Source organism: Pseudarthrobacter sp. MM222, assembly GCF_947090775.1.
GTDB lineage: Bacteria > Actinomycetota > Actinomycetes > Actinomycetales > Micrococcaceae > Arthrobacter.
This window is the reverse complement of sequence record NZ_OX352321.1, coordinates 1,954,445-1,973,671: the sequence shown is the minus strand read 5'-3', so window position 1 is coordinate 1,973,671 and position 19,227 is coordinate 1,954,445. Positions and strand designations below refer to the sequence as shown.

The window sequence follows — 19,227 nt, the reverse complement described above, 5'->3', positions numbered from 1 at the left end:
ACATGACCCAGCTTGGCAAGTTTGAGAAGTACTTGATCGAGGAATTCTTCGACGATTACCGCGCCGGCGCCCTGTCGCAACAAACCTTCACCCGCCGGGTGGCGTTCATTACGGGGAGCATGGCGGCCGCAGCGGCCGCGATGCTCCTGGTCGGCTGCACTCCGCAGGAAGTTCCCCGCAGCACCGACCCGATGCCAACCCCGAGTACGCCCGCTACTTCCGCAGGGACCGGCTCCGTCACCCCCGGGCCGGTAGCAGGGGCCAAGAGCCCGCTGTCGGTTCCGGAGGGCGCGCCAGGCCTGACGACGGAGACGGTGCGATTTCCCTCCGGTGGAGCCGAGATCAGCGCCTACCTGGCCCGGCCGGAGGGAGGCGCAGCCGGACCTGCCGTGTTGGTCTGCCACGAGAACCGCGGTCTGACGCCGCACATCCAGGATGTGGCACGACGCTTCGCCAAGGCCGGATATGCGGCCCTTGCGCTGGACCTGCTCAGCAGGGAAGGTGGCACGGCGAGCCTGGACCGGGACGCCGTCCCCGGAGCCCTGACGCAGGCCGGCGCGCAACGCCATGTCTCCGACTTCTCCGCCGCGTTCGACTACCTGAAGTCACAGACCTACGTGGACCAGGGGCGGATCGCCATGAACGGCTACTGCTTCGGCGGCGGCATCACCTGGCAGGCCGCCACCGAGATCCCCGGGCTAAAGGCCACGGCGGCGTTCTACGGCCCCTCCCCCGATCTGGCCAAGGTTCCGACGATCAAGCCGGCGGTGTTCGGCGTCTATGCCGAGCTCGACCAGCGGATCACCGGCGCCATGCCCGCGCTCCGGGACGCCCTGGCCGCCACTGACGTCCGCAACCAGCTCACCGTCTATCCCGGCGTCGACCACGCGTTCCACAACGACACCGGGGACCGTTACATGCAAGCGCAAGCCACCGCCGCGTGGAACGACACGCTGGCCTGGTTCACCAAATACGTCTGAGCCGTCAGGCTTGGTTGAGGGAGCCCCTGCCTGCGGGGCCGGCAGGGCCTCCTGCAGCCCGCCGGGGAGGTTCTAGTGCGCCAGGCCGCCGCCCGGAGAAGTTAACCCAGGGTTTACCTGCCCGGTCTTGGAACGTGTGCCGGGTCCCGACCAGACTGGTTACTACTTGAAAAAGCGATCACCTGTGATCGTCAACCAGACCAGCGGGATACGGACGCAGCGGTGCGTTCCGATCCGCGGCGACGACGCTGCGGGGAACGTTCCGCCGACCGGGAGGAAAGTAATGGCCGGCATGTTTGAAGTTTTTGTCGACGAGGAATCCTATTTCAGGTTCCGGCTCAAAGCGCCGGACGGGAGCACCCTTGCGGTCTCTGCCGCGTTCAACAACAAGTCCGCCGCGGTGGCTGGGATCGCCGCCGTCCGTGAGTGCGCCGGAATGGGGCACATCGCAGACCTCTGCCCGGCCGGCATGGTGCAAACCCCGGCCGCTGCGGCGGCCCCTCGTTTCGTTTCCGAAGCCCACCAGAACCGCCGCAAACCCGCCGACGTCTTCCACGCGCGCGCCCGGACCCTCCGGCGTGCCGCAATGGCGCCCAGGTGGACCGGGGCAGCGTAACTGGGCACCGGCTCCGAGACATCCTGTCCGGTCAGCTTGCCGGCGCCACAACATCTTCCAGCATCGTCCTGTCGAAGAATCGGACTTCGCCCGTCGCCTCGAAAAACACCGGAACTACTGAAGTGCTGGGGTTTTTCGAGGTTTCGTAGATCTCCGGGGCGCCCCCGTGTTTGCGCGCAATGGTTCCGACCTGATCAGTGCCGCGGACCCGGACGGTCCGATACTTGTAGCTCATGTGGTGACCCCTTCGTCAGTTGGTGCAAACCCTACACCCGAGGCTTTGGCTGAAACCCGCTCAGATGCAGGAGTGGTTGTAGTCGAAGCCGCCCGAAACGTACTGCGTCAGTGTGACCTTGCCGCCCCCGGTCAGCGGGGCGTCCGAGCATTTGCGTTTCGCCAATGCCAAGGAGCTTGCACCGGCCAGCCAGCTGGGCAGCGTGTACAGGTTGCTCGCAGAAGGGACAGCCCCGACGATCTGGGCCCACTGCGTTCGGGTCGAATAGAGGCCTGTTCTGGCCCCAATACTCGCGAAGAAGGCTGCCATGCCCTCCAGATCGGCCCTGTTCGCGCCCGTGTCCGTTGACCAACTGTTGCCGGTCTCCACATCAAGCCACCACATGTAGGCGGCCGGGTTGCTGATCCCGCGGATGGTCGCGTCGTCGTAGGCCTTGGCGTAGCCATACATGTAGGAGCAGGCCTCGTCGTAGGATCCGTCCGTGCACTCGCCGTACGGATTGGCCACGAGCGTGCCGCCATAAGTATTGCTGGTGGGCCACCACGAGCCGGCCTTGCCCGGGTTGCCCGTGTTCACGTAGAGGGCAACCAGCGGCTGGCCAGTGCCGCCCCTGGACGTGCCGGCCCACGTGAGCTGGGTTTTCAGGCATGGGTTGGTGTTGTTTGCCAGGCCGTTGTTGACCCCGACAATGCCGAACGTCTGGCCTTTCGGCAACGCCTTCCCGCATTGCGGCCACGAGACGTCGTTGCCGGGGCCGGCTGTCGTGGCCGCCTGGGCTGGCACGCCAGCAAGCATCAGCACGGCCGCCGCCGCGGCAGCGAAGAGCATCCGAAAACGTACAGCAGGGGATCCTGGGTTGGTGGCGGGCATCGGCGGCCTTCCAGTTGAGACGGAGCAATTCCGAACCAAGCATGGTCGCCACCGGCTGAGGTGGTCAAGGGTCCGCGGGAGACGAGCGCCGTCCGGCCGCACCGCGCCGTGGACCCTTGATCGAAGTACCCATTCTTGTTGCACTGGTCTTGTGGCCCCTGCGGGCCCGCAATGCTACATACAGCCCCGCCGCCAAGTAACCGGAACAGGAGCCTCACCGTGAGCGCCGCATCCTCCAGAACGGAAACGCCAACGCCTGCCGCCATCAGCACCGAACAGCTGATCATCATCGGATCCGGCCCGGCCGGCTACACCGCGGCGATCTACGCCGCCCGCGCCGGCCTGAAGCCCCTGGTCCTGGCCGGGGCGGTCACCGCCGGCGGCGCCCTGATGAACACCACCGACGTCGAAAACTTCCCCGGCTTCCCGGAAGGCATCCAGGGACCGGAACTCATGGATGGGCTGCAGCAACAGGCCGAAAGGTTCGGCGCCCAAGTGGTGTTCGACGACGTCACCGCAGTCCAGCTCACCGGCCACCTCAAGCGCGTCGTCACCGGCGCCGGCGGGACGCACGAGGCCGGGGCCGTCATCCTGGCCACGGGGTCCGCGTACAAGGAACTGGGGCTACCGGAAGAGAAACAGTTCAGCGGCCACGGCGTCTCGTGGTGCGCCACCTGCGACGGCTTCTTCTTCCGCGACCAGGACATCATCGTCGTGGGCGGCGGGGACTCCGCGATGGAGGAAGCGACCTTCCTGACGCGTTTCGGGAAGTCCGTCACCGTCGTCGTCCGCAAGAGCCAGCTCCGCGCCTCCCGGATTATGGCCCAACGCGCCAAGGACAACCCGAAGATCCGCTTCGCCTGGAACTCGGCCATCACCGCCATCCACGGCAACGGCAAGGTCACCGGCGTCACCCTCAAGGACACCATGACCGGCGAAACCCGCGAGCAGCCCGCCACCGGTATCTTCGTAGCGATCGGCCACGTCCCTCGCACCGAGCTGCTGACCGGCCAGGTGGACCTCGACGCCGAGGGCTACATCAAGGTCGCCTCCCCCACCACGGTCACCAATCTGGCCGGGGTCTTCGCCTGCGGCGACGCCGTGGACCACCGCTACCGCCAGGCCATTACCGCAGCCGGTACCGGCTGCGCCGCAGCGCTCGACGCCGAACGCTACCTCGCCGCGTTAGATGACGCGGACAGCATCGCCACCGCCCTGGTGGAGGAACCCACCCACTCCTGAACCCGGGAGGCCGGGCGGTGAACAGAGCGGATGCGCAGGTACTTCCCAAATTGCGGCGGGCGTGATTGAGTCGCCCTACCGTAAGAGGGGGCTCCATGGCCACAAGAACCAGTCAGTGCGTAACCGGGGCTGCCGGGGCCGCTGCCGCCGCGCTGTTGCTCGTGGCCTGCGGGGCCGGACCGGCGCCGTCCGCCGGACTGGCTTTGTCCGCCCAGGACCGGGAGCCGTGCGCGTTCTCGACAACCGCCGCGACGTTGGAACCGTTCCGAGGCCCGGTCTACGACTACAATCCCAGCCGTTCACCGGACGAGCTCGCACAGCACAGCAGGCTGATTGTGTCCGGGACGATTTCCGCGGTCCGAGCGGGCCGGACGACGGTTTACCCGGCAAGCTCCGCCGAGAATAGCGGTCCGACGTCCATCGTTCTGGTCATTACCGACGTCACGGCTGTCCGCGGGCAACTGCAGGAGCGCAACGATGGCAACGTCTATCTCGAGTTGCGGGGCACCCAGCATCCCGACCCGGCCAGCTACAGCCGGGCGCTTCCGGCCGGAGCCGGCGTCGTCGCCTACCTGGTCCCCGCGTCCGACGGCGAGCCGGACGCGCGAACTGACGTTTCTATAGCAAACCCGGCGGCCGGGAGGCCGGCAGGTCAGGCGCTATACCTGCCGGCGGGACCGCAAGGCCTTGCCATCGAGGCGGCGGAGGGAAACGTGGTGTGGCCGCTCATCGGGGCGCAGGCGCCCGGGTGCATTGCGGACGCGCTGCCCGGTGGCCACCTGATCGGACAGTGACGGCGAAGCAGGAAGGTGCGGCAATTCGACCGGCGCCGAAGGTTCCCAACGGCGGGCAGAACGTGAAGTATGGAGCCATGACTGCAACATACGATGCCTCCCGCCCCGTCGAGTCCGATACACCCGAAGCAGTAAATGCCGCCGTCCGGGACGCCACCAGCGAACTCAGCGAGACGCTGAGGCGCGAGGGCATGGAAGTCGCATTTGAAGACATCGCCCGGCTAGGGCACACCGAGTCCTGGGACGACGAGGGCCAGCGCTGGGTCCAGGTCACATGGACGGACCAAGAGCCGAGCCAGGCTGCGCAGGAACCCTAGGCAGACTCCGCAGGCTCAGCGCCCCTGGTTCATCCGCCCCTGGTTCACGCCGGGCGGCCAGTGCCTGATGGTGTCGATCGCGCAGACGACGCCGCCAGCGGTTCGTACCGCTCGAGGGCCGTGCCGCCGGCGACGATCTTCCGCAGTTCCGGAAGCCCTCCGGCCAGCTGACCGGCGGCCCGCGCCTGCACCAGCACGTTGCCGAGGGCTGTGGCTTCCACCGGCCCAGCGATGACTGGTTTCCCGGTGGCGTCAGCGGTGAGTTGGCAGAGGAGCCGGTTCTGCGAACCGCCACCCACGATGTGCACGACGTCGATACTGCGCCCCGCAAGCCCTTCGGCGTCGCGGATAGTCCGGGCGTAGCCCGCAGCCAGACTGTCCAGAATGCAGCGGACGATCGCCGTGGGCTGCTCTGTCAGGGTGGCGCCGGCATGCCGGACGGCGGCGCGGATCCGCTCGGGCATGTTGTCCGGCGCTGTGAAAGCCGGGTCATCGGCGTTGATCCGGGGTCCGCCGGTTGGCAGCCCCGCCGCACCGTCCAGCAGCTGGGCCAAGGATATGACCAGGCCCTGGGCGGCCCACGACCGCTGGCATTCGCTGAGAAGCCAGAGGCCGCCGACGTTACGAAGGTAGCGGATGGTGCCGTCGACGCCGCGTTCATTGGTGAAGTTCGCGGTGCGGCTGGCTTCAGTGAGGACGGGGTGCTGGAGTTCGACCCCCACCAGCGACCACGTCCCGGACGAGATGTACGCGAAATTCTCCGATTCCGCAGGCACGGCCGCGACGGCCGAGGCGGTGTCGTGCGAGCCGACCGCGACCACCGGGGTCCCGGCGGGCAGCCCGGTCCGCGCGGCGATGGCCGGCAGCAGCGTGCCGACGTTTTCGCCCGGCTGGACCAGCGGCGGGAACAGGTCCTGCGGCAGGTCCAGGGCGGTCAGGAACTCCGTGGCCCACTCCCCCGCCACGGCGTCGACCAGGCCCGTGGTGGAGGCGTTCGTTGCCTCCGTCCGGCGCTCGCCCGTGAGCAGGAAGGCGATAAGGTCCGGGATCAGCAGGGGCTGGACGCCCTCAAGGTCAGGCTCGGCCGCCAGCTGATAGATGGTATTGAAGTCCAGGAACTGAAGCCCCGTCGTGGCGTAAAGGCGTTGCGGGTCGAGACGCCGGTGGACCCGGGCCACGGCGGCGCGGCTTCGCTCATCCCGGTAACTGTAGGGCTGCTCCACCAGCACGCCGGCGGCATCCACCCGCCCGTAGTCCACCGCCCAGGTGTCGATGCCGATGCTCATGATCCGCTCGCTGCGCGCCGCCGCTTTCGCTGCAGCCGCGCCCAGTCCGTTGAGTACCTCCGCGAAGAGGGCGTCGAAGTCCCAGCGGAGGCCGCCGTCGGACTCCACCACACCGTTCGGAAACCGGTGCACCGTCTCCAGTGAGACACCGGGACGCCCGCCGGTATTGTCCGTAATCCTGCCCAGGATCACGCGGCCGGAGGAGGCTCCGATATCGACGGCGGCGAACAGCCCGCTGGCGGGGTCCGCCCCGGTGGTTGCCGGGGCGGACCCCGCAGTTGGTGCGGTGGTCATCGCAGGAACGCGTTGGCGACGCCGGCGTCCACGGGGATGTGCAGGCCGGTGGTGTGGGAGAGTTCGGCGCTGGTGAGCACGGCGGCGGCGTTGGCGACGTTTTCGGGCAGGACCTCGCGCTTGAGCAGGGTGCGCTGGGCGTAGTACTCACCCAGTTTTTCCTCATCGACTCCATAGACAGCGGCGCGTTTGGCGCCCCAGCCGCCGGCGAAGATCCCGGAGCCGCGGACCACGCCGTCGGGGTTGATGCCGTTGACCCGGATGCCGTGCTCGCCCAATTCTGCCGCGAGGAGCCGGACCTGGTGGGCCTGGTCGGCCTTGGTGGCGGAGTAGGCGATGTTGTTGGGCCCGGCGAAGACGGAGTTCTTGGAGGAGATGTAGATGATGTCCCCGCCCATGTCCTGGTCGATCAGGATTTTCGCGGCTGCCTTGGAGACCAGGAAGGAGCCCTTGGCCATCACGTTGTGCTGCAGGTCCCAGTCCTTCTCCGTGGTCTCCAGCAGGGGTTTGGAGATGGAGAGCCCGGCGTTGTTGACCACCAGGTCCAGTCCGCCGAAGGCCAGGACCGCGGCGTTCACGGCGGCCACCACCTGGGCCTCGTCCGTGACGTCGGCCTGGATCCCGACCGCGACGTCGGCGCCGCCGAGCTCTTCGGCGACGGCCTGCGCGTTCTCGAGGTTCAGGTCTGCGATCACGATGCAGGCGCCCTCGGCGGCGAGGCGGGTGGCGATGGCCTTGCCGATGCCCGACGCCGCCCCGGTCACCAGCGCGATCCGGGTCGCGTGCGACTTCGGCTTGGGCATCCGGGCGAGCTTGGCTTCTTCCAGGGCCCAGTATTCGATCCGGAACTTCTCGGCTTCCTCGATCGGGGCGTACGTGGAGATCGATTCAGCGCCGCGCATCACGTTGATCGCGTTGAGGTAGTACTCCCCCGCGACCCGGGCGGTCTGCTTGTCCTTGCCGTAGGAGAACATCCCCACGCCGGGGACCAGCACGATCGCGGGGTCCGCGCCGCGCAGCGCCGGGCTGTCAGGGGTCGCGTGCCGGTCGTAGTAGGCCTGGTAATCCTCGCGGTAGGCGGCGTGCAGTTCCTTCAGCCGGGCCACGGAATCCTCGGCGGAGGCATCGGCGGGCAGGTCCAGGACCAGGGGCTTGACCTTGGTGCGCAGGAAATGGTCCGGGCAGGAGGTGCCCACGGCACCGAGTCGCGGGTGCTCCTGCCCTTCCAGGAACTCCAGGACCGCGGCGTCGTCGCTGAAGTGCCCCACCACCGGTTTGTCCGTGGAGGCGAGCCCGCGGACCACGGGCGCAAGCGCGGCGGCCTTCGCGCGCCGTGCCGGTTCTGGCAGGGCGGCGTAGCCCGGGAGTTTGGGCCCGAACGGTGCGGGGCGGCCGTGCTCGGCGATGTACTTTTCGGCTTGCTCGATGATCCACAGCGAGTTCGCCTCGGCTTCCTCGCTGGTGGCGCCCCAGGCGGTGGTGCCGTGCCCGCCGAGGATGGTCCCGATCGCCTGCGGGTTGGCGTCCTTGATCGCGGCGATGTCCAGGCCCAACTGGAAGCCGGGCCGCCGCCACGGCACCCAGGCGACTTTGTCGCCGAAGATCCGCGCGGTGAGGGCCTCGCCGTCGGCGGCTGTGGCAATGGCGATGCCGGAGTCCGGGTGCAGGTGGTCCACGTGGGCGGCGTCGACGAGTCCGTGCATGGCGGTGTCGATCGACGGCGCGGCCCCGCCCTTGCCGTGCAGGCAGTAATCGAAGGCCGCGACCATCTCGTCTTCACGGTCGACGCCGGGGTAGACGTTCTTCAGCGCGTTCAGCCGGTCCAGCCGAAGCACCGCGAGTCCGGGCTCGGTCAGGGTGCCGAGGTCCCCGCCGGAGCCCTTAACCCACAGCAACTCGACATCCTCCCCGGTCACGGGGTCTTTTTCGGTGCCTTTGGCGGAGGTGTTCCCGCCGGCGTAGTTGGTGTTCCGCTTGTCCGCGCCGAGTCGGTTTGAGCGGGTGATCAGTTGTTCAACTGTTGGATTCGTCATGGTCCTAGGCTCCCCATCCGGCCTGGTGGCCGCCGACGCGGTCCGCATTGATTTTTTCCTGGTAGCCGCTGGCAGCGAAGGCGGCCATCGGGTCCGCGGGCAGTCCACGGGATTCGCGCCATTGCGCAAGGTCGGGTCGGACGTCCGTGTAGAAGGCGTCCATGAGCACGGCGTTCGCTGCCAGGACATCGCCGTCGTTCTGTGCTGTTTCCAGGGCGGCGGTGTCGACCAGCAGTGCCCGGGCCGTCATCTCCTGGACGTTGAGCACGGAGCGGATCTGGCCGGGGATCTTGCCCTCGACGTTGTGGCACTGGTCCAGCATGAACGCCACGCCGGCCGCCGGATCCAGTCCGCCTCCGCGGACCACCTCGTGCATGATGCGGAACAGCTGGAAAGGATCCGCGGCGCCGACGATCAGGTCATCATCGGCGTAGAAACGGGAGTTAAAGTCGAAGGAACCGAGCTTTCCCAGCCGCAGCAGCTGCGCCACGATGAACTCGATGTTGGTGCCGGGCGCGTGGTGGCCGGTGTCCAGGCAGACGAGGGCCTTCTCGCCGAGGGCGGCGCAGTGCACGTAGGAGGTTCCCCAGTCCGGAACGTCCGTGTGATAGAAAGCCGGCTCGAAGAACTTGTACTCCAGCACCATCCGCTGGTCATCTCCGAGGCGGTCGTAGACCTTGCGCAGCGATTCGGCCAGCCAGTCCTGCCGGGCCCGCAGGTTGCCCTGCCCGGGGTAGTTCGTGCCGTCCGCCAGCCAGATTTTCAGATCCCGAGAACCGGTCTGGTTCATCACTTCGAGGCACTCGTACATGTGGTCGATGGCCTTCGAGCGTACCGCCGGATCACTGTGGGTGAGGCTGCCGAACTTGTAGTCATCGTCCTGGAACGTGTTGCTGTTGACCGTCCCCAGCGTCACTCCGAGACCCGTGGCGTACTGCGCCAGGGCCGCGTAGTCATCGGACTTGTCCCAGGGGATGTGCAGGGCCACGGAGGGCGCAAGCCCGGTGAGGGCGTTGACCTGGGCGGCGTCGGCTATCTTTTCCTCGATGCTGCGGGGGGTGCCGGGGGTGGCGAAGACTTTGAAGCGGGTGCCGGAGTTGCCGAATGCCCAGGAGGGCAGTTCGATGCTTTGTTGTTCGAGCCTGGTCAAAACGTCAGTGGGGATAGACACGTCAGTCTCCTTTGGAATTGGAGGGGGTGAGGCCTGGCGCTGAGGCGGCCAGTTGGTCCTCGAGGTTGAATACTTCAGTCAGTTGGAGGAAGCCCTCATCGGGGGCCACCTCAAGGTCTTCGAAGAAGCCGGCCATCTCGGCCTGCCAGCGGGCGTTGATTTCAGTGGCTGCCATCCGGGCCTGAGCCTCGGGAAGGCTGTCGGTTTCGAAATACCCGATCAGCAGCCCGTCGGGGCGGAGGAAGAGCGAGTAGTTGTGCCACCCGGAACTCTTCAGTGCAGCGAGCATCTCCGGCCACACGGCGGCGTGACGCCGGGTGTACTCCTCGATGAGTCCGGGCTTGACCTGGAGCTGGAAGCAGACACGCTGGCGGCTCATGAGAGCACCACCTGGCGGTGTTCGATGCCAAGCAGGGAGGCTGCGGCTTTGATGTCAGCCGCGCGGTGCCCCAAGCAGAGCGCCCAGTGATGGCCGATGCCGGTCTGGCTCCACTGGTCTACCCACAGTCCCGGGTCCCCGCCGAAGTCGACGCGGGAGGTGGTGTTGCCGATTGCCAGCAGCGGACCCGGAACCACCACACCCTCCGAGGTGACAAAGACGTAAGATCCGTCCCGGTCCTGGCCGATCCCGAAGGTGGTGACGGGTCCGTGCCGGACATCGAATTCAACCGAGACGCCCCACCCGCGTTTGCCGTGATAGACGCCCAGCCCGCGGAGCAGCGGGTCCTGGGCGGACACCGCCAGGTGCGCGGGGCCGTCATGGCCCATCTCCACGACGTTGTCGAAGAAGTTGAGGGCCTGGATTTCGGTGAACGAGCCGCCGGCGCCGATCGCTTGGGCGGCAAGCATGGCGATCGAGGTCCGTAGCTCGAATTCACCGGCCATCGGGATTCCGCGGGCCGTCAGGATGGACGCTCCCAAAATCATCCCCGCGCCCAGCCGCTCGTGCTGTTCGCCGGCCAGCCCGCGGTGGTAGTACGCCAGCGAGTCCAGATCGAAGTCCTCCACCAGCCGGTCCAGGCCCACGGATACTTTGGCGCCCCAGGCGAAGTCGTCGTCGTCCACGGACTCGTCGAGGACAAACAGGTCCCGGGCCAGTCCGAGCCGCTCGGAGACCTGTTTCCCGGTGACAGCGTTCACCCGTTCCCGTAGGTCATCGAATTCGAGCACCTCCACGTGGGAACCGAAAGTGGTCGAGACGGTGGTCAGGTCGGTGGCGACGTCGAGCATGCCAGGGTACAGATGGCCCATGAGGCCATGCCGGGCGTCGCGCAGCCGGGCACGGACGCCCGCGGCGTGCACCCACTGGGTGATCCGTTCCCAGGCGGACTCCTGCTTAAGGTGGCCGGAGACGGAACGGAAATCGATTCCGGCCCGGCGGAAGACGTTGGCGACTTCGGGGACCGGGCACTGGCCGCAGTAGGCCAGCCACTTGCCGGTGTCGAAGTTCGCGTGGTCCATCGCCTCGGTCGGCTGGAGGTCAATGACCAGCACCGGGGTCTTGGCCCGCTGGGCGATGGGCAGCACCATGGAGGATGTCAGGTATGTGGTCAGGAAGATGACGATCAGATCGCAATCAGCGACGCGCAGTTTCTCGCCGGCCGTCGCCGCTTCCTGCGCATCGGAAATAAAACCGGTGTCCACAACCTCGGCGTCGAGGTCCTGGAAGCGGCCGGTGACGTAGGCCACGGACTCCCGCAGCTGCGGGAGCAGGGCCGGAAACTGAGGCCAGTAGGCGCCGAGGCCGCCGGACACCAGGCCCACGCGGGTGGGGCGGCGCCGGTGCGGCTGCAGCAGCCGGGCGGCTGATTGCTTCTGGTTCATTGAGGGGCCTTCCGGCATGAAAAAGGGAACTCGTGGCTCGGCCATGCCATGGTGAGCGGCGGGTGGCGCCGGGCGGGTGTCAGTACGCCCGCCCGGCAGCCCGGGTGTGGTTAGAAGTTGTACTTGTCGATGTTCTCGGCGTTGAAGACGGTCGGCGGTCCAACGATCACGAGTCCGCCCTTTTCGACTTTGCGTTCGCCCAGTTCACCGGCCGTGAAGGTATCGCCTTCGGCGCCGGTGATCTTGCCGTCCTGGAGCGCCTTGCCGGCGAAAGCCGCAACGTAGCCCAGCTGCGCCGGGTCCCACAGGGCGAATTCCTTGACTGTCCCGTCCTTGACGAAGGGCCGCATTTCATTGGGCAGCCCCAGCCCGGTGAGCGCGACTTTCCCCTTGTAGGCGGAGGTGGAGAGGTACCGGCCGGTCGCTGCGATGCCGACGGTGGTCGGGGAAATAATGCCCTTCAGGTTCGGGTGGGCCTGCATCAGGCCCTGGGCCTCCTGGAAGGACTTGGTGTCGTTGTCATCGCCGTAGACCTTCGCCACGAGCTTGATGTCCTTGTACGCCGGGTTGGAGGCCAGTTCCTCCTCCATGAACTTGATCCACTCATTCTGGTTCGTGGCGTTCGCCGTGGCCGAGAGGATGGCGATCTCGCCGCTGCCGCCGATCTGCTCGGAAATCAGCTTGGTCTGGATCAGGGCCACCTCCTTGGCGACCACCTGGCTGATGAAGACGTCACGGCAGTCCGGGTTGGCATCCGAGTCGAAGGCCACGATCTTCGCGCCGGCGGAGCGGGCCTCGCCGAGGGCTGTGCACACGGCGTCGGGGTCGTTGGCGGCAATCACAATGACGTTCGTGCCGGCCTGGGTCTCGGCGTTGACGAAGGAAACCTGGCTGGACGCTGAAGCCTCCAGGGGGCCGACGACCTGGGAGGAGGCGAAGCCGGCCTCCTGGGCGCCCTTCTTGCCGCCGCCCAGGACAACGTCCGTGTAGGGGTTGTTCAGCTGCTTCGGGATGAAGGTGATTTTAAGGTCCCCTCCCGCCGCGGGGCTGGTGCCTCCACCGGTTGAGCCGGAGCCGCCGCTGCAGGCTGTCAAGGCCAGGGCGGCCGCGGCGGTGATAGCCGCCAGGGACGCCAAGCGGCCTGTGGGGCCTGTGTTCTTGCGGTTCAACATCATTGTTCTTCCTTTTTCTCTTGGCGGATACAACTGGTTTTGTGTGGACGGGTCTGGAGTGGTGGTCGGTCGGTTGGCAGCCGGTCAGTTTGTTGTCTGGCTGAAGCTTCGGCGGACACGGCGGGTGTGCCGCCATTCCTTGACTGCGGACCCGATGCTTGGAGCAACCACGGAGAAGATGAGGAGCAGCCCCGTGACGGTGATGAGGACGACGTCGGAAACCCGGGCCAGCCGCAGGGCGTAATTGAGTGTCCCGATCAGCAGGACCCCCGCGATGACGCCGGGGATGGATCCCTTGCCGCCGAAGATCGACACGCCGCCAAGGAGTACGGCGGCGATGACGGCCAGTTCCAGGCCGGAGGCGTTGTCGCTGCGGGCGCTGGTGTAGCGCAATGTCCAGTAGATGCCGGCCAGGGCCGAAACCGTGCCTGATCCCACGTAGAGCCAGAACTTGCTGCGCGCCACATTGATCCCGACGAATCCGGCGGCTTCCTTGCTGTAGCCCATTGCGAACAGCCCGCGTCCGAAGGGCGTGAAGTGCAGCAGCACCCCGAAGAAGATCATCACCAGCACGACGCCGATCATCACGGTGGGAATGCCGGTTCCACCGATTTTGGAGGTGAAGAAGGCTGTCAGTGGCTTCGGGAAGTTGGCCACCGCGTTGTCGCCGATAATCACCAGGGCCAGGCCGCGGAAGAGTGCCAGGGTGCCGATGGTGACCGCGAGTGAGGGCAGTCCGAGGACGGCGATCAGGACGCCGTTGAACATCCCGGCCGCTACTCCGGCCAGCAGGCTGATGGCCAGGACCAGCCAGATATCCATTCCGCCGGCCCAGAGGACACCCATCAGGGCGCTGGTCAGGCCGGCGGTGCTGGCGACGGACAAGTCTATTTCCCCGGTGACGATGATCAGCGTCATGGGCATCGCGATCAGCAACACCGGGATGACGTCCAGCAGGAGGAAGCCGGTGGTGACCGGCGAGGCGAAGCGCGGGATGGCGATGGCGGCATAGAGGAGGAAGGCCACGAGGGCATAGACCGTGATGGCGTCCCGGCTGGTCAGGATCCGTGCGGCGCCGGTCTTGCCTTTGGGTTCGCTGGCCAGCGGCTTGGTGCTGTCCGCCACCGGAGTTGGTGCCGTGCTGGTGGGCGACGTGGTTTCAGACATTCCGGGCCTCGCTTATCCGCAGTTTCTTGGCTGTGCGCAGGCTTGCCACGCGGTCGATGATAATGGCCGCGAGGATCAGCACGCCGACGATGGCCTGCTGCCAGAACTTGTCGACCCGCAGCGCGGTCAGGGAACTGGTGATGGTGGTGAGAAGCAGCGCGCCGAGGGCCGCTCCGGCCACCGATCCGCTGCCGCCGAAGATTGCCACGCCGCCGACGACGGCGGCGGCAACGACTGTCAGTTCCATGCCGGTGCCGGTGGTTGCGCCGACGGAGTTGAAGCGGCTGGCGTACAGTACGCCGGCCAGGCCTGCCAGTGCCCCGTTGGCGAGGAAGGCCAGGAACACGCGCTTGGAGACCTTGATGCCGAAGGCCGTTGCCGCGTCCGGGTCCGAGCCGATGGCGTACAGGTCACGACCCGGGCGGGTCCCGGACATGTAGACGGCGACGGCGACCACGACGACGAGTGCCAGGAGCGTGATAATCGGGAAACCCAGCACAGTATCCACCGAGAGGGCTCCGAAGGCGTCCGGCCGGTCACCGGCGAAGAACTGCTTGCCGCCGGCCCACGCGTTGTTCAGGCCACGGAATACGTAGAGCGTCCCCAGGGTGATGACGAGGGCGGGGACCTTGGCCACGGTCACCAGCATCCCGTTGAAGGCACCAAGAACCGCTCCGAAGGCCATGCCGATCACGAAGACAGCAATGATTGGGATGCCGGGCATGCTCGAGAAGATGGACCCGGTGCCGAAGGCCACCAGGCCCAGCATGGACCCTACGGAGAGATCGATGTTCCGGGTGATGATCAGCAGGGTCTGCCCGGCCGCCAGGATGATGATGATAGTGGCATTGAGCAGCAGGTCCTTTATGCCCTGGGGCGCGAGGAACAGCGGGTTAATCAGGTACGTCACCAGGACGAGGACGGCGAGCGCGATCAGCACCGGCAACTCCCGCAGCCGCAGCGCCGAGGCGAGCGTGCCCCGGCCGGCGCCGGGTGCCGGCGTGGTCACTTCCCTGTGATCCAGAGCGGAGCTCATGGCGTACCTCCTGCGGACGAAGTTGCGGCGTGCATGACGGTTTCCGGATTGGCGTCGGCCCGGTCGAGTTCGGCGGTTATCCGGCCCTCCCGCATGACCAGGACCCGGTCAGCCATGCCAAGAACCTCGGGCAGCTCGGAAGAGATCATCAGGATCGCGATGCCGCGGCCGGCGAGGTCGGAGATGAGCCGGTGGACCTCGCTCTTGGTGCCTACGTCAATGCCGCGCGTGGGTTCGTCGATGATGAGCAGCCGCGGGTCGGTGGCCAACCATTTGGCGAGGACCACCTTTTGCTGGTTGCCGCCGGAGAGCGTTGAGACTGCATGTTCCTGCGACCCGGTCTTAACCTGCAGCCGCTTGCTCCACTCTTCCGCCGCCCGGCGCTCGGCGGCACCGTTGATCAGCCCCGCCGTCGCCAGTCTGTTCCGAAGCGTGAGGGTCACGTTCCGGGCCACGGACAGGTTCATGACCAGGCCCTGTTTGCGGCGGTCCTCGGGGACAAATCCCATTCCGGCGGTGATGGCGGCCTGGGGGTCCCTGGCCTTGAGCTTCCGGCCCTCGAAACTGATGTCGCCGGCGTCGTAGGGGTCGATTCCGAAGATGGCACGGGCCACTTCGGTGCGCCCGGCGCCGACAAGTCCGGCCAGCGCCACGATCTCGCCGGCGCGGACTTCGAAGCTGATGTCCCGGAATACGCCGGCACGGCTGAGAGCGTCGACTTTCAGGACAACGTCGCCGGTTTCCGCCGCCGTCTTGGGGAACAGGGCCCCGATATCGCGGCCAACCATCTCACGCACTATCTGCTCGACGGTCACAGCGGCGGTGTGGTGTGTGGAAATGTACCGGCCGTCCCGCATCACCGTGATCCGGTCGCACAGGCCGAAGACCTCGTCAAAGCGGTGCGAAATGAACAGGATGCCGGTTCCTTTGTCCCGGAGGCTGCGGGCGACGGCAAAGAGCCGGTCCACCTCCACCCCGCTGAGGGCGGCCGTGGGCTCGTCCATGACGAGTACTTTGGCGTCCAGCGAAATGGCTTTGGCGATTTCGATGATCTGCTGGTCGGCGATGGACAGGCCTTCTGCAATCCGTGTGGGATCGATGGGGACGCCGAGCCGTTCGAAGAGCGTGCTGGCCTCCCGGACCATGCTGGCCTTGCTGATTAAGCCGAACCGACCCTTGGGCTGGCGGCCGATGAAAATGTTCTCCGCGACGGTCAGATCCGGAAAGAGCGTGGGCTCCTGGTAAATAACTGAAATTCCAGCGGCCTTGCTATCACCAACGCTGCGGAACTGGACGCTCGTTCCGCCGACCTGAAAATCGCCCGAATCCGGGTGGTGCAGGCCAGCCAGGATCTTGACCAGGGTGGACTTGCCGGCACCGTTTTCGCCGACCAGGGCATGGATTTCGCCGGCCTGAATTTCGATGGTCCCGTCGGCCAGGGCGACCACCGGCCCGAAGGTCTTGGCCGCGTGGTGGAGAGAGAGTACCGGCCGGAGTCCGTCCCCTAAGGGGCCGGACGGAGGGCTGTAGGTCTGCTGCATAGATTAACCGCACCTTTGGGGCTGAATGAATCGCACATGAAGTGAACTGCATAATGAATCGTTTCATACAGGTTGTGATTTGAAGCATAAGCGCCCCCCGCTCTTCGCGTCAAGAGCCCGCAGCATTTGCGGGCCGCGCCTTTTGATTCGTTTCATTGAAAGGGTTCAAATCGGGCGCCCTACGGGTATCCTGAGGGCACCACTTGGGAAAGCACCGCCGCCGGCCGGCAGCGCGGCGAGTCCCGCAATCAGGAGTCAGCAGATGGTTTCAGCCAGCGTCAAAGACGTGGCGGCCCTGGCCGGGGTCTCCGTCGGAACGGTTTCCAATGTCTTGAACCGGCCGGAGAAGGTGTCGGCGGATGTCATGTCCCGCGTGCAGGCCGCGATCGAAAAGCTCGGCTTCGTCCGCAACGATGCGGCGCGGCAGCTTCGCGCCGGCATGAGCCACAGTATCGGCCTCGTGGTCCTGGATGCCGGCAACCCCTTCTTCACGGAGCTGGCCCGTGGTGCGGAGGACAGGGCGGCCGCCGAGCATTTCACCGTCCTGGTCGGCAACAGCAATGAAGACGCGGGCCGGGAAGGGGCGTACCTGGATCTGTTTGAGCAGCAGCGCGTCCGCGGAGTGTTGCTGTCCCCCGTCGGTAACGTGCTTCCGCGGCTGGAACAGCTGCGCGGACGAGGGATCCCCACGGTCCTCGTCGACCGGCAGACGGAAAACTTGAGCTTTTCCTCCGTGGCGGTGGATGACCTGGCAGGCGGCGAGATGGCTGCTGCGCATCTGCTCTCGCTTGGCCGGCGGCGGATCGCCTTTGTCGGCGGCCCGTCGGGTATCCGTCAGGTCGCAGACCGGCTCTCCGGTGCACGGAAGGCGACCCAGCAGGTGTCCGAAGCAACCCTGGAAGTGGTCGAGACCGAGTCCCTAACCGTGCTGTCCGGCCGGGCAGCAGGCGAGGCCATCAGGCTCCGGCCCGCAGGGATGCGTCCCGACGCGATCTTCGCGGCCAACGATCTGCTGGCGATGGGCGTGCTTCAGGGCCTGATGCTGATGGGAGACGTGCAGGTGCCGAAGGAGATCGCGCTCATCGGCTACGACGACATCGAGTTCGCGGCCGCAGCGGTGGTCCCGATGTCTTCCATCCGGCAGCCGAGCGCCTTGATTGGTTCCACCGCCCTGGAATTGCTGCTCCGGGAAGCAAGCGCCGAAGCAGGATTCGTGCCGACCCAGATAGTCTTTCCTCCTGAGCTGGTGGTCCGGGCGTCCACCGCGGGCTGACGGCGCACTGACGGAGGGACCACGCGGTGGCACGTATCTTCATCACAGGCTCAGCCGACGGGCTCGGCCGGGCCGCGGCACGCACCCTCCTGGACGAGGGCCACGACGTCCTGCTCCATGCTCGGTCAGCTGAGCGGGCGGACGCCCTCGCAGATCTGGCCTCACGGGCCGCGGGCGTCGTCGTTGGCGATCTCAGCAGCGCGGCGGAAACCCGCGGGCTCGCCGGCCAGGTCAACGGCTTCGGCAGAATGGATGCAGTCATCCATAACGCCGGCGTGTATCTGGAGCCTGCCCGGGCCCCGACGGCGGAGGGGCACGCCCGGACCCTGGCCGTGAACACGCTGGCGCCCTACCTGCTCACCGCACTGATCCACCGTCCGGACCGACTGATCTACCTCAGCAGCGGCATGCACCGGGCCGGCGGTGGCTCCCTGGATGACATCGACTGGACCCAGCGGGGCTGGAACGCCGGCCAGGCCTACTCCGAGAGCAAACTCCACGTCGCCACCCTGGCCCTGGCGATCGCGCGCCGCTGGCCCGAGGTACAGAGCCATGCCGTCGACCCCGGATGGGTCCCCACCAAGATGGGCGGCCCCGGCGCGCCGGACGACCTGGTGATGGGGCACCTCACCCAGACATGGCTGGCCACCAGCAACGATCCGGCGGCGACTGTCAGCGGCGGCTACTGGTACCACCGGAAACGCCGCGCGCCCGCCCCCGCGGCTCTCGACCAGGGATTCCAGGACCGGCTCGTGGACCGGCTTGCTGAACTGACCGGCGTCGAGCTCTTCTGACTGCCATACTGTCTGCCATGGCTATCGGACTGAAACTGGACATCGAGTTTTCCGGACCCAACGGGCGCCCTGCGACCTTCGGGGATCTCAAGCGTTTCGTCGCGCGCGCCGAGGCGGGCGGGTGCGCCGACACGGACGAGCTGCACATTGAAACCAACGAGAACGACGAGATCACGGGCCTCTCGGTGCACCTCGACCCGGACTCCTGACACCGGTGACTGCCACGATCCTCCAGCAGACGCGACAGCTCGGGATGATCGACCCCGAGCACGCGGGCGGTGGCGTCCAGTACCCGGGAGGCGTTCAGCGTGCAGGCCAGCGGCAGGAAGTAGCCTTTCGTGTCGAAAAAAGCGGCGACCAGCCCGGAAGGATCCGCGACGGGCCGTCGGCGACGGCGAACACGGTGCCCGAGGTGCCGATGGAAACGACGACGTCATTCAGGCCCTACATGGCCTGGTGGGCGCGGTGGAAACCACCCACGCCGAAGTGGACGATGCCGGCGGTCAGGCCGGAGCGGTCGTAGCGGGGCACGGAGAGGGCTGCCGGTAACGAGGCCACCGTGGCGTTACTGAGGGTCTGCAT

20 protein-coding genes and 1 pseudogene are annotated in these 19,227 nt (G+C 66.7%); 8 read left to right on the top strand and 13 right to left on the bottom strand.

The window, feature by feature from the left end; genetic code table 11:
• Positions 1–2 precede the first annotated feature (2 nt).
• Positions 3–980: a dienelactone hydrolase family protein gene (locus tag OM977_RS08955; protein ID WP_264357129.1), complete on the top strand. Its 978-nt coding sequence runs from the start codon at positions 3–5 to the stop codon at positions 978–980.
• 292 nt (positions 981–1,272) lie between these two features.
• Entirely contained in the window at positions 1,273–1,596 is a 324-nt protein-coding gene (locus tag OM977_RS08950) for a YegP family protein (protein ID WP_333474012.1), read from the top strand.
• A gap of 31 nt (positions 1,597–1,627) precedes the next feature.
• On the opposite strand, the gene OM977_RS08945 is transcribed toward OM977_RS08950, so the two are convergent.
• Both OM977_RS08945 and OM977_RS08940 read right to left on the bottom strand, forming a co-directional pair.
• Positions 1,628–1,831 (bottom strand): hypothetical protein, encoded by a 204-nt coding sequence (locus OM977_RS08945; RefSeq protein ID WP_264357127.1) that lies wholly within the window; start codon positions 1,829–1,831, stop codon positions 1,628–1,630.
• 60 nt (positions 1,832–1,891) lie between these two features.
• A complete protein-coding gene (locus OM977_RS08940; RefSeq protein WP_264357126.1) occupies positions 1,892–2,701 on the bottom strand; it encodes a hypothetical protein in 810 nt (269 codons plus the stop codon).
• Positions 2,702–2,965: 264 nt separating this feature from the next.
• Here OM977_RS08940 and trxB point away from each other — a divergent pair, with 264 nt between their 5' ends.
• The 3 genes from trxB (at position 2,966) to OM977_RS08925 (ending at position 5,054) form a co-directional block, all read left to right on the top strand.
• On the top strand, positions 2,966–3,943 hold the full coding sequence (trxB, locus tag OM977_RS08935; RefSeq protein ID WP_264357360.1) for a thioredoxin-disulfide reductase: 978 nt from the start codon (positions 2,966–2,968) through the stop codon (positions 3,941–3,943).
• A gap of 95 nt (positions 3,944–4,038) precedes the next feature.
• Positions 4,039–4,737, top strand: coding sequence for a hypothetical protein (locus OM977_RS08930; protein ID WP_264357125.1), 699 nt, complete (start codon positions 4,039–4,041; stop codon positions 4,735–4,737).
• Between the two features lie 77 nt (positions 4,738–4,814).
• A complete protein-coding gene (locus OM977_RS08925) occupies positions 4,815–5,054 on the top strand; it encodes a hypothetical protein (RefSeq protein WP_264357124.1) in 240 nt (79 codons plus the stop codon).
• Between the two features lie 44 nt (positions 5,055–5,098).
• Here the strand turns inward: OM977_RS08925 and OM977_RS08920 are convergent, their stop codons facing one another.
• The 9 genes from OM977_RS08920 to OM977_RS08880 all read right to left on the bottom strand — a co-directional run bounded on the left by OM977_RS08920 (position 5,099) and on the right by OM977_RS08880 (position 16,578).
• Positions 5,099–6,634, bottom strand: coding sequence for a rhamnulokinase (locus tag OM977_RS08920; RefSeq protein ID WP_264357123.1), 1,536 nt, complete (start codon positions 6,632–6,634; stop codon positions 5,099–5,101).
• Entirely contained in the window at positions 6,631–8,667 is a 2,037-nt protein-coding gene (locus OM977_RS08915) for a bifunctional aldolase/short-chain dehydrogenase (RefSeq protein WP_264357122.1), read from the bottom strand. Before OM977_RS08915 ends, OM977_RS08920 begins: the two co-directional genes overlap by 4 nt.
• Positions 8,668–8,671: 4 nt before the next feature.
• Positions 8,672–9,838, bottom strand: coding sequence for an L-rhamnose isomerase (gene rhaI, locus OM977_RS08910; RefSeq protein ID WP_264357121.1), 1,167 nt, complete (start codon positions 9,836–9,838; stop codon positions 8,672–8,674).
• Position 9,839: 1 nt separating this feature from the next.
• Positions 9,840–10,217, bottom strand: coding sequence for an L-rhamnose mutarotase (locus OM977_RS08905; protein ID WP_264357120.1), 378 nt, complete (start codon positions 10,215–10,217; stop codon positions 9,840–9,842).
• A complete protein-coding gene (locus OM977_RS08900) occupies positions 10,214–11,662 on the bottom strand; it encodes an L-fucose/L-arabinose isomerase family protein (protein WP_264357119.1) in 1,449 nt (482 codons plus the stop codon). Before OM977_RS08900 ends, OM977_RS08905 begins: the two co-directional genes overlap by 4 nt.
• Before the next feature lie 110 nt (positions 11,663–11,772).
• Positions 11,773–12,837 (bottom strand): rhamnose ABC transporter substrate-binding protein, encoded by a 1,065-nt coding sequence (gene rhaS / locus OM977_RS08895; RefSeq protein WP_264357118.1) that lies wholly within the window; start codon positions 12,835–12,837, stop codon positions 11,773–11,775.
• 81 nt (positions 12,838–12,918) lie between these two features.
• Complete coding sequence (locus OM977_RS08890; RefSeq protein WP_264357117.1) at positions 12,919–14,001, bottom strand: ABC transporter permease; 1,083 nt, start codon at positions 13,999–14,001, stop codon at positions 12,919–12,921.
• Positions 13,994–15,037, bottom strand: coding sequence for an ABC transporter permease (locus OM977_RS08885; protein ID WP_264357116.1), 1,044 nt, complete (start codon positions 15,035–15,037; stop codon positions 13,994–13,996). The genes OM977_RS08890 and OM977_RS08885 overlap by 8 nt, the downstream gene beginning before the upstream one ends.
• Positions 15,034–16,578 (bottom strand): sugar ABC transporter ATP-binding protein, encoded by a 1,545-nt coding sequence (locus OM977_RS08880; RefSeq protein WP_264357115.1) that lies wholly within the window; start codon positions 16,576–16,578, stop codon positions 15,034–15,036. The genes OM977_RS08885 and OM977_RS08880 overlap by 4 nt, the downstream gene beginning before the upstream one ends.
• A 262-nt stretch (positions 16,579–16,840) precedes the next feature.
• Here OM977_RS08880 and OM977_RS08875 point away from each other — a divergent pair, with 262 nt between their 5' ends.
• The 3 genes from OM977_RS08875 to OM977_RS08865 are packed head-to-tail and all read left to right on the top strand — an operon-like array spanning position 16,841 to position 18,854.
• Complete coding sequence (locus tag OM977_RS08875; RefSeq protein WP_264357114.1) at positions 16,841–17,851, top strand: LacI family DNA-binding transcriptional regulator; 1,011 nt, start codon at positions 16,841–16,843, stop codon at positions 17,849–17,851.
• A gap of 26 nt (positions 17,852–17,877) precedes the next feature.
• Entirely contained in the window at positions 17,878–18,645 is a 768-nt protein-coding gene (locus OM977_RS08870) for an SDR family NAD(P)-dependent oxidoreductase (protein ID WP_264357113.1), read from the top strand.
• Between the two features lie 17 nt (positions 18,646–18,662).
• Positions 18,663–18,854: a hypothetical protein gene (locus OM977_RS08865; RefSeq protein WP_264357112.1), complete on the top strand. Its 192-nt coding sequence runs from the start codon at positions 18,663–18,665 to the stop codon at positions 18,852–18,854.
• Positions 18,855–18,880: 26 nt separating this feature from the next.
• Here the strand turns inward: OM977_RS08865 and OM977_RS08860 are convergent.
• Positions 18,881–19,086: pseudogene (locus OM977_RS08860) on the bottom strand (xylulose kinase); the annotation flags it as partial.
• 3 nt (positions 19,087–19,089) lie between these two features.
• Positions 19,090–19,227, bottom strand: coding sequence for a hypothetical protein (locus tag OM977_RS08855; RefSeq protein WP_264357516.1), 138 nt, complete (start codon positions 19,225–19,227; stop codon positions 19,090–19,092).

Coding starts and splice junctions, on each gene's coding strand:
- OM977_RS08955 (WP_264357129.1), top strand. CDS start 3: ATGACCCAGCTTGGCAAGTTTGAGAAGTACTTGATCGAGGAATTCTTC.
- OM977_RS08950 (WP_333474012.1), top strand. CDS start 1,273: ATGTTTGAAGTTTTTGTCGACGAGGAATCCTATTTCAGGTTCCGGCTC.
- OM977_RS08945 (WP_264357127.1), bottom strand. CDS start 1,831: ATGAGCTACAAGTATCGGACCGTCCGGGTCCGCGGCACTGATCAGGTC.
- OM977_RS08940 (WP_264357126.1), bottom strand. CDS start 2,701: ATGCCCGCCACCAACCCAGGATCCCCTGCTGTACGTTTTCGGATGCTC.
- OM977_RS08930 (WP_264357125.1), top strand. CDS start 4,039: ATGGCCACAAGAACCAGTCAGTGCGTAACCGGGGCTGCCGGGGCCGCT.
- OM977_RS08925 (WP_264357124.1), top strand. CDS start 4,815: ATGACTGCAACATACGATGCCTCCCGCCCCGTCGAGTCCGATACACCC.
- OM977_RS08920 (WP_264357123.1), bottom strand. CDS start 6,634: ATGACCACCGCACCAACTGCGGGGTCCGCCCCGGCAACCACCGGGGCG.
- OM977_RS08915 (WP_264357122.1), bottom strand. CDS start 8,667: ATGACGAATCCAACAGTTGAACAACTGATCACCCGCTCAAACCGACTC.
- OM977_RS08905 (WP_264357120.1), bottom strand. CDS start 10,217: ATGAGCCGCCAGCGTGTCTGCTTCCAGCTCCAGGTCAAGCCCGGACTC.
- OM977_RS08900 (WP_264357119.1), bottom strand. CDS start 11,662: ATGAACCAGAAGCAATCAGCCGCCCGGCTGCTGCAGCCGCACCGGCGC.
- rhaS (WP_264357118.1), bottom strand. CDS start 12,837: ATGATGTTGAACCGCAAGAACACAGGCCCCACAGGCCGCTTGGCGTCC.
- OM977_RS08890 (WP_264357117.1), bottom strand. CDS start 14,001: ATGTCTGAAACCACGTCGCCCACCAGCACGGCACCAACTCCGGTGGCG.
- OM977_RS08885 (WP_264357116.1), bottom strand. CDS start 15,037: ATGAGCTCCGCTCTGGATCACAGGGAAGTGACCACGCCGGCACCCGGC.
- OM977_RS08880 (WP_264357115.1), bottom strand. CDS start 16,578: ATGCAGCAGACCTACAGCCCTCCGTCCGGCCCCTTAGGGGACGGACTC.
- OM977_RS08875 (WP_264357114.1), top strand. CDS start 16,841: ATGGTTTCAGCCAGCGTCAAAGACGTGGCGGCCCTGGCCGGGGTCTCC.
- OM977_RS08865 (WP_264357112.1), top strand. CDS start 18,663: ATGGCTATCGGACTGAAACTGGACATCGAGTTTTCCGGACCCAACGGG.
- OM977_RS08855 (WP_264357516.1), bottom strand. CDS start 19,227: ATGCAGACCCTCAGTAACGCCACGGTGGCCTCGTTACCGGCAGCCCTC.